This window comes from Yersinia sp. 22-579 (genome assembly GCF_030433455.1).
Taxonomy (GTDB): Bacteria; Pseudomonadota; Gammaproteobacteria; order Enterobacterales; family Enterobacteriaceae; genus Yersinia; species Yersinia enterocolitica.
The window spans coordinates 196157-209230 of record NZ_JAUJTZ010000008.1; the positions used below are offsets into that span (position 1 = coordinate 196157).

Sequence of the window (13074 nt, forward strand, 5' to 3'; positions counted from 1 at the left end):
ATCAGTAAATTATGCTGTTGATATAAAAATGTTATGCAGAGTATGCCCTGCTTCATAGATTGTGATAATTCACTCACTATACTGGTTCCCTACCACCTCAAAGAATAAAAGCAAAGGGAACCTACAATGGACGAACAATTGAAACAGAGCGCGCTTGATTTCCACCAATATCCTACTCCGGGGAAAATTCAGGTGTCGCCAACTAAACCGCTGGCGACCCAACGGGATTTGGCGCTGGCTTATTCTCCAGGTGTTGCTGCTCCGTGTTTGGAGATTGCGGCTGATCCACTGGCTGCCTATAAATATACGGCGCGCGGCAACCTGGTCGCAGTGATTTCAAACGGTACCGCGGTACTGGGGCTGGGCAACATTGGCGCATTAGCGGGTAAACCGGTCATGGAGGGGAAAGGGGTTCTATTTAAGAAATTCTCCGGTATTGATGTGTTTGATATTGAAGTAGATGAACTCGATCCCGATAAGTTGATCGACATTATTGCTTCACTGGAACCGACATTCGGTGGCATTAACCTGGAAGATATTAAAGCGCCCGAGTGTTTTTATATTGAGCAGAAATTGCGTGAACGCATGAAGATCCCGGTGTTCCATGATGACCAGCATGGTACCGCGATTATCTGTACCGCTGCGGTACTCAATGGCTTGCGTGTCGTGAAAAAAGATATCAGCGATGTGAAACTGGTGGTGTCTGGGGCCGGGGCGGCATCTATTGCTTGTCTGAATTTGCTGGTTGCACTGGGATTAAAGCATCACAATATTACGGTATGTGATTCTAAGGGTGTGATTTATAAAGGCCGTGAAGCCAATATGGCTGAAACCAAAGCGGCTTATGCAATTGAAGATAATGGTCAGCGCACCTTAGGCGATGCGATGCCAGGTGCGGATATCTTCCTCGGCTGCTCCGGCCCGGGTGTCCTCACGCAAGATATGGTGAAAACCATGGCCCCCAGCCCGCTGATTTTGGCGCTGGCGAACCCTGAACCTGAAATCCTGCCGCCACTGGCAAAAGCTGTGCGCCCTGATGCGATTATTTGCACCGGCCGTTCGGACTACCCGAACCAGGTGAATAACGTGCTGTGCTTCCCGTTCATTTTCCGTGGCGCATTAGATGTGGGCGCGACCACCATTAATGAAGAGATGAAACTGGCCTGTGTGCATGCGATTGCTGACCTGGCACTGGCTGAACAGAGTGATGTGGTGGCATCAGCCTACGGTGAACAAGACCTTTCCTTTGGCCCTGAATACATTATTCCTAAACCATTCGACCCGCGTTTGATTGTGAAAATCGCACCGGCGGTGGCGAAAGCAGCAATGGATTCCGGTGTGGCAACCCGTCCAATCACTGACTTTAGTGCTTACATCGAAAAACTGACGGAATTTGTCTACAAAACCAACTTATTTATGAAGCCGATTTTCTCGCAAGCGAAAAAAGAGATGAAGCGGGTAGTCTTGGCGGAAGGGGAAGAAGAGCGAGTATTGCATGCGACTCAAGAGCTTATTTCCCAAGGGCTGGCCTATCCTATCTTGATTGGTCGCCCAAACGTGATTGAGACTCGGCTGAAGAAGTTGGGCCTGCAAATTACGGCGGGGAAAGACTTCGAAGTGGTCAATAATGAGTCTGACCCACGCTTTAATGAATATTGGCACGAATACTATCAAATCATGAAGCGCCGTGGGGTTTCGCAGGAACAGGCGCGTCGGGCAGTGATTGGCAACCCAACCCTGATTGGCTCCATTATGGTTCATCGGGGGGAAGCCGATGCGATGATTTGTGGCACCATTGGCACTTATCATGAGCATTATGATGTGGTCGAAAAAGTATTCGGTTTCCGCGAGGGGGCACATGTGGCGGGCGCGATGAATGCGTTGTTGCTGCCAACTGGCAATACGTTTATCGCTGACACTTACGTCAATGATGACCCGACACCTGAGCAGTTGGCCGAGATTACTCTGATGGCGGCTGAAACGGTGCGCCGTTTTGGTATTGAGCCAAAAGTGGCACTGTTATCTCATTCGAGTTTTGGTACCTCGGATTGCCCGGCCGCGCGTAAAATGCGCCGCACACTTGAGTTGGTGAATCAGATGGCACCTGAACTGGAGATTGACGGTGAAATGCATGGGGATGCCGCGCTGGTAGAAAGTATCCGCCATAACCTGATGCCAGATAGCCCACTGAAAGGGGCTGCGAACTTACTGATAATGCCAAATATGGAAGCGGCGCGAATCAGTTATAACTTGCTGCGAGTGACCACTTCAGAGGGCGTGACCGTTGGGCCGGTGCTGATGGGGGTGGCAAAACCGATTCATATTCTGACGCCGATTGCTTCTGTGCGCCGAATCGTGAATATGGTGGCATTAGCGGTGGTAGAGGCGCAAACCCAGCCATTGTAGTTTCTGGTGTTATAACGTGATGAACCAGAAGGGGAGCTATATTGGCTCCCCTTTGGGTTATTAAATTGTAAAACTGCGAATGCAGGGCTGGCTTCTTGTCAGCAGATTATATGAATATATATAAATGACTCTATACAATAAAAATTGATCTATTATCGATTGCGTTTATGATTAACTGAGTCACCTAAGGTTATTGGTGGTTATTTAATAAGATATGTCTTGTTTTTATAGGGTAAATATTTAATCGTAATGATGTTTGATAGATATTAATTGTTCGTTTTATCTTGTTTGATGTCTATTATTTTGTTTAACTTAATGATTTTTAAGGTTATTCTGTTTTTGCTAAATGTCTTTTCATTTTAAGATCTGTTGTGATTTTATTTTACATAATAGGATTATTCCCAGCACGGCAAGGTGTGTCTGAATTACTTTATCTATTGGTATTGATACCATGATTACCAATAGATTGATGCGCTGTGTTCGTTTGTTTAATATCAAGGGTAATCCAATGATTTCAGTTGTGTCTTTAAGTCAATCATCATTTTTTGGGGCAGGATTAGACTATGTAGTCTCGGATATCATGCCACTCAAAAAATCTAATCGTTTAATATCGCTAAATAATTTTACTGATATTGCTGAGGTCTGTGATTATATCGAGGTGCACAGCGTCGATTTCTTAATAATTGATTATACCTGGCCAGGTGAAAACTGGTTAAATATGATAATTTCACTGAAGGAACGGATGAGATATCATCCTATTAAAATAGTCAGTATTATTGGTGAGAAAATTCTTGAAATAGAACACATTGTTATTAAGCAAGCCTCTTATCTGTCTTTTGATTTATACAATAGTATCCAAGGGCTACAATTGGTACTTTCTGATAGCTCCGCCATTAAAGGACGGAGTAATAATGATATTAATATTGATGATATTCTCTATATCTACTATTTAAGAAAATTTAAAATAACACAAAGAGAGTATACCATCCTTAGCCTGATTTTATCGGGTGACAGTAATAAGGAAATTTCACAAAAACTTGATATTAGTGAGAAAACTGTGAGTGGCCATCGACACAGTATTTATATCAAACTAAAAGTTAAGTCGGTAGGGCAGCTTTATAATAAATTACTTAATCAGGCTGTGTGTTGTTAGTCTCCGTTAACGAAGATTCTGTATGATTTTGAGACATTTTCTGATCAGGTCATTTGAGTCAGATTTCTTATTAATATAGGCATAATACGATACTAAACCATTATTTGAAAAGGGGAGTGGGGACATGTGGACATTGAATTGTTTCGCTAAGAATGACTGCATCATAAAGGGGAAAATCGCTAAGTAGTCTGTATTGGCGACCAGAGTTACAGCGTTGAGTGAGTTGGTTGTTTCAATCTTTGCATTATCATTGACATGAATATCATTAAAAGAGTTTCCTGGAGTAAATAAAGCTCTTTGGGTATTGATATTCCAAATTAAGCGCTGTTCTTGCAACCAGTCATCTTTAGTTATGTCACCAGAAATTCTACTGTGTGAATTACTTAATAAAACCCCCAGTGGAAACGACCCTAAATGATAACTGACTAATGAACGGTCTATATCTAAAATAGAGCCGATATCGATATCTACTTCACTATTTCTTAACCGTGATACTCGTCGCTCACTGGTATAATGACTGTCAACATATTTGATAGTAAAACTTTCGCCCATATCGCTGGACTGTGACAGTTGGTATATTTGGCAACTTAGCCAATGTTGGATTAATGGGCTGGCACTGATTGTCAGCGAGTTTTGGGCCGAATCACTATTTTTTCCGGCAGCAATGGCATTATCAATCAGGTCTGCGGCAGATGAAAAATGGCTGTTGAGGGTTATTGCGAGTGTGGTCGGAACCAAACCTTCTTTGGTGTTAATGACAATCCGGTCATTGAATTCACGCCTCAAGCGAGCAAGACCGTGGCTAACCGTTGAAATTGCGACATCCAGCTCTTCTGCTGTGCGGGTAACACTACGAAACTCAATCAGGCATTGCAGCAATTTCACCAGATTGTAATCAAATTTTTTCATATACCAGCCCGCAGTGAAGGTTTATATAAAGTATATAGCACGATATAAAACCAAACTATTCATTGTGGGCTGTAGGGGCAGGGATAGCGCTAAATTTTTAGTTATCGATATTTAGACTCGCGCTTTAATCGCTTGCTGTAGCCATTTATCCAGCTCATTGGCAAATTGCTGGCGATCGCGCTGATTTAAGGTATTAGGGCCACCAGTTTGAATACCGCTGGCGCGCATAGTGTCCATAAAGTCACGCATATTCAACCGCTCACGGATAGTATCTGGAGTATAGCGTTCACCGCGCGGATTTAACGCAATGCCCCCTTTCTCAATCACCTCGGCGGCCAACGGAATATCTGCAGTGATGACCAGATCATTTTTTTCGACGCGCTGTACGATTTCGTTATCAGCAACATCAAAACCAGAAGCAACTTGTAATGTGCGAATAAACTTTGAAGGCGGGGTTTTTAGTGGCTGGTTTGCCACCAGCGTTACCATCATGCCAGTTCTGTCTGCGGCACGAAATAACACTTCTTTAATAACATTCGGACAAGCGTCCGCATCAACCCAAATTTGCATCAGTGATGTTCTCCTGCGGCTAGCCAGTTTTTTACCGGCAGAAAATCTCGGTACAGCGCCGCTTCAGCGCTGTCTGCTGCCGGTTGATAATTATATTCCCAACGCACCAGTGGCGGCATGGACATTAAAATAGATTCTGTGCGCCCACCGGTTTGTAACCCAAATAACGTGCCGCGATCCCAGACCAAATTAAATTCAACATAACGACCCCGACGATAAAGCTGAAATTCGCGCTCACGCTCGCCCCAACTCAGAGTTTTGCGCCGCGCGACAATCGGCATATAAGCATCCAGGAAACCGTCGCCGACTGCTTGAGTAAAGTTGAAACAGGTATCAAAGTCGGGGCTGTTTAAATCGTCGCTGTTTAAATCGTCAAAGAACAGGCCGCCAATACCACGAGCTTCATTACGATGCTTAATATAAAAATAGTCGTCGCACCATTTTTTATAACGCGGATAGAGTTGTTCGCCAAAAGGTTGGCACAGGTTATAAGCAGTTTGATGCCAGTGAATCGCATCTTCTTCAAAACCATAGAAGGGGGTTAAATCAAAGCCACCACCAAACCACCACACCGGATCTTCGTCAGGCTTTTCAGCAATAAAAAAGCGTACATTGGCATGGCTGGTGGGCAGATAAGGGCTATTCGGGTGAATAACCAGTGACACGCCGAGCGCCTGAAAACTGCGACCCGCCAGTTCGGGGCGATGTGCGGTGGCAGATGCTGGCAGTGCTGCGCCAGAAACATGTGAAAAGTTTACCCCTGCTTGCTCGAAAACTGCCCCTTTGACCATTACCCGACTGCGGCCACCGCCACCTTCTTCACGCACCCAGTTTTCTTCTGTGAATTTGGCGCTGCCGTCAGCTTGGGCCAGCGCGGCACAGATTTTATCCTGTAAATCCAGCAGGTAGGTTTTGATTTGGTCTATATCGGGTAAATTCATCTGAAGGGTTCTGGTAGCCGGGAAATTATAAGGGACCAAGTATACCGCGATTTGCCGCCATTGTTGTACTCTCGCTGTGGAGTTGTGCTGAGTGGGTTGGAATCCGACACAATTTATCCAATTCTCCTATCATTACGTACTATCACTATGGGAAATATCACTTTATTATTGCGTGATATAATTTTGTGTAATGATCAGCATATCCATTTGACTCAAGGGTGCGAATATCCATGGAAATCCGTGTATTTCAGCAAAGTGATTTTGAAGAAGTGATTCTGCTGTGGGAGCATTGCGACTTGCTGCGGCCCTGGAATGATCCGGAAATGGATATTGAACGTAAACTAAATCATGATCCCGAATTGTTTCTGGTGGCGGAAGTCAGTGGCGCGATTGTTGGCTCGGTGATGGGAGGGTATGACGGCCACCGAGGTTCGGCTTATTATCTGGGCGTTCATCCTGATTTCCGGGGACGTGGCTTTGCCAATGCGCTGATCAGCCGCCTTGAGAAGAAACTCATCGCCCGCGGCTGCCCGAAGCTGAATATCATGGTGCGCGAAGACAATGACGCAGTGATCGGCATGTATGAAAAGCTGGATTACGAAACCCAAGACAGCATCATGCTGGGCAAGCGGCTGATTGTTGATCAGGAGTATTGAGGGTTATTTTGACGCTAACTACGTTGGTGGATCTTCAGTATTTGAAGCTAGCGATGAAAGATTACACTGAATCGGCATAAACTTTCCCTCCAGTCACGAGGGAAAGTCCATGTTAGGTGATAGATTTATACTGCGGGAACGACCTGCGGTATTATCGGTGAATTATAATGAATTCGTATTAGTGGTGCCGGAACAATATTGTTTTCTTGAAAAAACGCCATATATTCAATTAAGGTCTCTTCTGGTGATGACATTTCCTCAATAACGGTTTCATATTCATCCGTCAGTTGGGCGTTGAAATAAAGGGCCATATCTTTTTCACTCATAAGTGATTGTGCTATTTCCGTGTTTCCATTGTTGCGTGCGATATTAATCTCGTCATCTAATGTATCAATGAAGCTAAGAGTGGCGTCAGAGAGAGTTTTTGATGTTATTATGCCATCCTGATAATACTTATGAGCGTTTTTAAGTGTATGTTTTAAATCACCATACTGCGTGTTGATATACTCGGGTGTTCGGTTGAGTATCGCTGTATTCATTTCTTTTAGTTGATTAAAATTGTCAGCAATATTATTTTTATATTCAGTAAGGTTTGTTGATGTGTTTTTAATTGTCATTATATATCTCTATGATTGATGTTAGCTTTGTGATTGAGTTATCTGTAGGTTTATCTTTAAATAAAATCCTGACAGGCACTTACTGTAATAAATTTTTAATATTATAAAAATAAACAATTAATAAACATGGTTTCACAGTAATATAATTAAATATATTACCATTGTAATGGTTTTCAGTACGAAATATTCAATGAATAGACAGAAATAGATGAGGTGGGCCGGGGTGCCTCTGGTACTGAATTTATACAGCACCAGAGGTAGAAAAGATTAATTACTTAATCTTGGTAATGTTTTTCACATCAACTTCCACAGAGTTCCAGTCTTTATCCACTTTCCCTTCGATTTGGACTTTATCTTGTGGCGTGATGGTTTGGCCTTTCCAGCGTTTGCTGTCGATATCGACAGTAATGGTGCCGGTGCTATCGCGGAAAGTATAAGTATCATGGCCCAGGCGCTCGGTAATATTCCCTTGCAAGGTAACATGGGCATCATCACGCATGGCTTTCACTTTATCTACCGTGGTGTTGCTGGCATTTGGCCCTGAGAACCCGCCTTGAGCGGCTGGCTGAGTCTGCGTTGTTGCCGGGCCGTCAAAACCACCTTGCGCTGCGGTTGATGCGCTTTGCGCCAGGAATGGTGTGCTGCACAACATAACCAAGGTTGCAGCTAAGGTCAGTTTCTTCATTTTATTGCTCCTTCAATGAATGAATTATTGCATTTGAAACCAGAGGCCTTGTTAGCCTCGTTACCCAATACTAGACCAAAATGACGTTAGAATTTGCCTAATAAGAGATTAGCCCATTGCGAAATATAACTGTCTGATGGGTATAAATGGGGATAAAGTCTATTTTATCAAGCTGATTAGCGGCATTTTCTTCTGTGGGTGAATTCGTTTGATGACACCGATAATGGGAAAGAATGATGAAAGCCGGTAGTGTGATGGCACTTTTTCAGCCAGCCGGACTCCAATCTCTGGTTATCATTTTCAACTGTCATGCTCTTGCTTCCATGCATAGTCTTTTTGCAGGAGAACTTATGGGATGCAGTGGTTTTTTTAGGAGTTTTAGATGAATATTTGCCCACGATTGTCTGGGATGCGCTGGTTATTACTGGGAGCCCCTTTGTTGCTGGCAGGGTGTTCAGCCACGTCCAGTTTTTCTTGGTCAAGTTTGTCTCCGCTTAATTGGTTTGGCGGTAGCAGCAGTATGCAAGTTACCGATAAAGGTGTTGGTGGTATTACAGCCAGTACGCCGTTGAGTGAAAATGAGATTAAAGAAGGACTGAAAGGCGATTATCGGCTGCGCAGCGGTATGGCAACTAATGATGGCAAGTTAGTGTCGTTCTATCAGGCCATGAAAGAAGACCAAATTAAGTTGGTTATCTCCGGCCAACCAAAAGGTACGGTGGAGCGCATTGATGTCATGGATAAAGATATTCCTAGCCAATGGGGTGTCAGTATCGGCACGCCATTTAGCCAATTGTATAAAAAAGCCTTTGGTGTCTGCCGTCAAGGTACCGGTGATGATCATGCACAAATAGAATGTGCTGCGCCAGATAGTCAGCATGTCAGTTATTTATTTGATGGTGACTGGCATGGTCCGGAGGGCTTAATGCCATCTGACGATGCTTTGCAAAGCTGGAAAGTCAGTAAAATTATATGGCGCGCTAAAAGCGAATAAATATTATTCTCTTTTTATTGTAAGGCGCGGCTTATATTTGCGCCTTAATAATATTCTTCCTTCTCAAGGCCTCGGCCCCAGCTCAGTTTTATTTTGCGCTGACGCAAGGTTATTTTAATCGCTTCAGCTATGATATTCGGCATAATCAATATTGGCTGTTAGTGAGGAAATAACATGACTCAAGTTCAGAGTGGCATTTTGCTGGAGCATTGCCGTTTTGCCATTTTTATGGAAGCAAAAGTGCAGGGCGAATTTGATGCCATTCGCCAAGGGTGTAAAAAATTCTGTCAGGCATTGCAAGAGTTACAACAGCAATTCCCCAATGAGCATTTAGGCGCAGTTATCGCTTTCGGTTCCGATATTTGGCATGACTTGTCTAATGGTCAGGGCGCGAAAGAGTTAAAGCCTTTTACCGCATTGGGCAAAGCGCCGATGATTGCTCCTGCCACCCAACGTGATTTATTAATTCATATTCAGTCATTACGCCAGGATATCAACTTCACTCTGGCGCAAGCTGCGGTGGCTGCGTTTGGTGATGCTATTGCGGTTGAAGAAGAGACTCATGGCTTCCGCTGGGTTGAAGAGCGTGATTTTACTGGCTTTATTGATGGCACTGAGAATCCGCAAGGTGAAAGTCGACCTGAAGTGGCTGTTATTGCTGATGGCGAAGAAGATGCGGGCGGCAGCTATGTCTTAGTTCAGCGCTATGAACATGATCTGAAAAAATGGCAGCGTATTCCAGAACATAAACAAGAACAAATTGTAGGGCGTACCAAACATGGCAGTGAGGAATTGCCTTCAGATCAACGCCCCGATACCTCTCATGTCAGCCGGGTTGATCTTAAAGAGAATGGTAAAGGGCTAAAAATATTGCGTCAAAGCTTGCCTTACGGTACTGCCAGTGGCAAACACGGTTTGTATTTTATTGCCTATTGCGCGCGGTTGCACAATATCGAACAGCAATTACTGAGCATGTTTGGTTCAATAGACGGTAAGCACGATCTGTTATTAGGTTTTAGTAAGCCAGTAACCGGCAGTTATTACTTTGCGCCGTCTCTGACTAAGTTATTGTCTTTATAAGTGCAGCTCTTCTGAATGACGAAAGGCCGGTTTTCCGGCCTTTATCTTTTTGTGATGAGTTATCTATTGTAATTAAATCGCGATGGCATCCCGCATTCTATTCACCACGGTTTGTTTCTGTTCTTTAGTCAGCGCACGCAATGGCAGGCGTGGATTACCGGCATCAATACCGTGTAATTGCATTGCAGCTTTACCGGCAGCAACGCCACCAAATTCGACCAAAACGCGAATAAGAGCAATAACCTGATCCATACCGCGTTGTACGGCAACTTGATTGCCAGCATTAAAATCAGCAATGATTTTATGGAATAGCGGCGCGGCGTAATTATAAGTACTGCCGACTGCGCCAATAGCTCCCACTGCCAGACCACCCGGTAAATGTTCATCGACCCCGAATGGAATATCAAATTTGCCACCGCTGACGCGCAGACAGCGTTGGAATTCATACAAATCCGCATTATTGAATTTAATCCCTGACAGATTTGGGATTTTTGATTCGGCTTTGATGAGGAATTGTTCCATATCCAAATTCACACCGGACATTCCGGAATGATAGTAATAGAAACCTTTTGAAGGTGCGGCTGCCGCGATGGCCTGACAATAGGCAATCAGGTCGTCAATATTACCCGGTTTAAAGAAGCATGGGCCGATGGCTGAAGTCGCGAAAATATCCAGTGTTTCGGCATGACGCGAAAGGTCGACAGCATCTTTAATGCTGAGTGCGCCAGTGTGTAAAGTAATGCTCAGTTTACCTTGTGCCGCTTTTACCCAGCGCTCGGCAATTTTTTTGCGCTCTTCTACCGAGCAATGAATACCTTCACCCGTGGTGCCACACACATAGACCCCTTTCACACCATCATTCACCAGATGCTCGGCAATTTGGTCGATGACGGGATAATTGACTTCACCCTGCTCATCAAAGGGAGTGTGCGGAGCTGCGATCAGGCCGGTTAACTTTTTCATACGCATCCTTAATAAATCAGAGAGAGTGGGGGCATGGTTAGCCAAAATAGTTTTGAGTACCAGCGACATCTTGTTGTGCCATCAGTGACTCGTTAGTTTTGCTGCTTCGTGTTCTTGTGGCGCATGTTGAATTGCTTCACAAAACCAACTGCAAATATGTTCTATACGCGTGATGGCGGAGCCAACGGTTACGGCATAAGCGCCGGCTGATATTGCCGCTGCGGCTAAGGCTGGAGAGTTATAACGGCCTTCAGCAATCACCTTACAGCCCGCTTGAGATAACTGTTTTACCAGTTCTAAGTCCGGTTCAGTGGGGACGGGGGTTTGGGTATAGCCGGATAATGTCGTGCCGATAAAGTCGATACCTAAGCGGTATGCCAACAGGCCATCTTCAATATTAGAGGCATCCGCCATCGCCAGGCAGCCCGTTGCCTGCACCCGCTGGAATAAATCTTCCACTGAAACCGGGCGTGGGCGGCAGGTGACGTCAAAAGCGATAATATCGGCTCCGGCGGCGCTTAACGCATCAACATCTTCCAGCCACGGTGTGATCCTGACTTCTGAGTCAGGCAAATCACGTTTAATAATGCCGATGATTGGGGCATCGGTAACCCGGCGCACCGCTTCAATATTGCTGATGCCCTCAACACGCAGACCTACCGCGCCACCAGCCAGTGATGCCAATGCCATTGCCGCGACAATTTCTGGCGTATCCATAGCACTGCCAGGTACGGGTTGGCATGAGGCGATGAGGCCATTCTGGAGCTGGTGGCGGAGACGACTTATTTTAGTTACGTTCAAATTGCTCACGGTCTTTAGCTCCGATAAAATATTTTAAATGAAGTTTTACTCCACTATGTTAGATCTTTTATTTGCAGGGTGCAATGGTCAACCTTTCATTAATCAGGTCAAAAAGCGTTTATTGTGGAGCGTAACTCCAATAATTAAAAAATAATGGAGTTGTGGCCAAAAAATTGTCATAGTGATTCTATCAACATCATTACAGGTACAAGAGGGTTGCGCCAGATGGGAAAAGTGTTGGCACTGGATATCGGTGGAACAAAAATTGCGGCAGCGATGGTGACCGAGAGTGGCATGTTAATTGGCCGCCAGCAGGTGGCCACACCTCGAGGCGGGGCAGCACAGCTGGCGCTAGCATTGAAAACGTTAATTGAGCCTTATCGTAATCAGGTTGATTTTATTGCTGTTGCCTCAACTGGCATTATCAGTGATGGTCGCCTGACCGCGCTTAATCCCGCCAACTTGGGCGGCTTAGCAGATTTTCCGTTACAAGAATGCATCCAATCGATCGCTGATTTACCTTGTGTGCTGCTTAATGATGGGCAGGCGGCTGCCTGGGCTGAATATCAGGCATTAAGCCATAAGAGTGACAATACGATTTCGATAAACAATGAGATTTCGATAAACAATATGATGTTTGTGACGGTTTCCACCGGAGTGGGCGGCGGCATTGTGTTGAATAAAAAACTGTTGGTCGGTAATCACGGATTGGCTGGGCACATAGGTCATACGCTGGCCGATCCTCATGGCTTGTTGTGTGGTTGTGGCCGTAAGGGGTGTGTCGAGAGTGTGGCTTCCGGTACGGCAATCGGCGCGGAAACCTTGGGTTGGAAGCAACCGGTGACTGCCGCCAAAGTGTTTGAGTTGGCACAACTTGGCAATGTTCATGCGGAAAACATTATTAACCGCTCCGCAACTGCCATTGCTCAGATGCTGGCAGACATGAAAATGGCGCTGGATCTGGAAGTGGTCATTCTGGGCGGCAGTGTCGGGTTAGCACCAGGATATTTAGAGCGGGTCATTGGCGCACAAAAAACCTTGCCACAAATCTATCGTGTGCCGCTACAAGCAGCTTATCACCGGCAGGATAGCGGGTTGTTAGGTGCAGCATTATGGGCCAAAGATACTCTTTGTCATTGAAGTCTCAGCGGTGTTAGCCGCTCTCGCTCACCCGAATCACTTACTTGAGTAAGCTCATCGGGATTAATGAGCCTCATCCTTGAGGCTCACCCTGCGGGCTAGCATAAATGCTGTTCAAATCGGTTCCCGACCGATTTGTCTCTCGTTTGCTGCCTTGCT

The 13074-nt window shown here is 45.1% G+C and carries 13 protein-coding genes; 6 read left to right on the forward strand and 7 right to left on the reverse strand.

Annotated elements, in window-relative coordinates; translation table 11 throughout:
• Positions 1 to 126 precede the first annotated feature (126 nt).
• Both maeB and QSV56_RS11995 read left to right on the forward strand, forming a co-directional pair.
• On the forward strand, positions 127 to 2406 hold the full coding sequence (maeB, locus tag QSV56_RS11990) for an NADP-dependent oxaloacetate-decarboxylating malate dehydrogenase (RefSeq protein WP_019081755.1): 2280 nt from the start codon (positions 127 to 129) through the stop codon (positions 2404 to 2406).
• Between the two features lie 508 nt (positions 2407 to 2914).
• Positions 2915 to 3559: a LuxR C-terminal-related transcriptional regulator gene (locus tag QSV56_RS11995; RefSeq protein ID WP_301212487.1), complete on the forward strand. Its 645-nt coding sequence runs from the start codon at positions 2915 to 2917 to the stop codon at positions 3557 to 3559.
• Between the two features lie 6 nt (positions 3560 to 3565).
• Here QSV56_RS11995 and QSV56_RS12000 read toward each other — a convergent pair whose 3' ends face one another.
• From QSV56_RS12000 to hemF, 3 genes are all read right to left on the reverse strand, one after another.
• On the reverse strand, positions 3566 to 4468 hold the full coding sequence (locus QSV56_RS12000) for a LysR family transcriptional regulator (protein WP_301212489.1): 903 nt from the start codon (positions 4466 to 4468) through the stop codon (positions 3566 to 3568).
• Between the two features lie 111 nt (positions 4469 to 4579).
• Positions 4580 to 5038 (reverse strand): YaiI/YqxD family protein, encoded by a 459-nt coding sequence (locus QSV56_RS12005; protein ID WP_019081752.1) that lies wholly within the window; start codon positions 5036 to 5038, stop codon positions 4580 to 4582.
• Positions 5038 to 5979: an oxygen-dependent coproporphyrinogen oxidase gene (gene hemF, locus QSV56_RS12010; protein WP_046050464.1), complete on the reverse strand. Its 942-nt coding sequence runs from the start codon at positions 5977 to 5979 to the stop codon at positions 5038 to 5040. Before hemF ends, QSV56_RS12005 begins: the two co-directional genes overlap by 1 nt.
• 230 nt (positions 5980 to 6209) lie before the next feature.
• On the opposite strand from hemF, the gene QSV56_RS12015 reads away from it, so the two are divergent.
• Complete coding sequence (locus tag QSV56_RS12015; RefSeq protein WP_005166566.1) at positions 6210 to 6635, forward strand: GNAT family acetyltransferase; 426 nt, start codon at positions 6210 to 6212, stop codon at positions 6633 to 6635.
• 125 nt (positions 6636 to 6760) lie between these two features.
• On the opposite strand, the gene QSV56_RS12020 is transcribed toward QSV56_RS12015, so the two are convergent.
• Together QSV56_RS12020 and QSV56_RS12025 are read right to left on the reverse strand one after the other, a co-directional pair.
• A complete protein-coding gene (locus tag QSV56_RS12020; protein ID WP_050157469.1) occupies positions 6761 to 7252 on the reverse strand; it encodes a hypothetical protein in 492 nt (163 codons plus the stop codon).
• 271 nt (positions 7253 to 7523) lie between these two features.
• Positions 7524 to 7937: a YgiW/YdeI family stress tolerance OB fold protein gene (locus QSV56_RS12025; protein ID WP_046050491.1), complete on the reverse strand. Its 414-nt coding sequence runs from the start codon at positions 7935 to 7937 to the stop codon at positions 7524 to 7526.
• 382 nt (positions 7938 to 8319) lie between these two features.
• On the opposite strand from QSV56_RS12025, the gene QSV56_RS12030 reads away from it, so the two are divergent.
• Positions 8320 to 8931: an RpoE-regulated lipoprotein gene (locus QSV56_RS12030; RefSeq protein WP_019081748.1), complete on the forward strand. Its 612-nt coding sequence runs from the start codon at positions 8320 to 8322 to the stop codon at positions 8929 to 8931.
• A gap of 174 nt (positions 8932 to 9105) precedes the next feature.
• Entirely contained in the window at positions 9106 to 10011 is a 906-nt protein-coding gene (locus QSV56_RS12035) for a Dyp-type peroxidase (protein ID WP_019081747.1), read from the forward strand.
• Between the two features lie 72 nt (positions 10012 to 10083).
• Here the strand turns inward: QSV56_RS12035 and QSV56_RS12040 are convergent, their stop codons facing one another.
• The gene (locus QSV56_RS12040; RefSeq protein WP_019081746.1) at positions 10084 to 10974 is read right to left on the reverse strand and encodes a dihydrodipicolinate synthase family protein; all 891 of its coding nucleotides are present in this window, start codon (positions 10972 to 10974) and stop codon (positions 10084 to 10086) included.
• An 81-nt stretch (positions 10975 to 11055) separates the two neighbouring features.
• Positions 11056 to 11775, reverse strand: a complete 720-nt coding sequence (locus tag QSV56_RS12045) for an N-acetylmannosamine-6-phosphate 2-epimerase (protein ID WP_072076929.1) — start codon at positions 11773 to 11775, stop codon at positions 11056 to 11058.
• 225 nt (positions 11776 to 12000) lie between these two features.
• On the opposite strand from QSV56_RS12045, the gene QSV56_RS12050 reads away from it, so the two are divergent.
• Positions 12001 to 12915: an N-acetylmannosamine kinase gene (locus QSV56_RS12050; RefSeq protein ID WP_050298671.1), complete on the forward strand. Its 915-nt coding sequence runs from the start codon at positions 12001 to 12003 to the stop codon at positions 12913 to 12915.
• Positions 12916 to 13074: the final 159 nt, after the last annotated feature.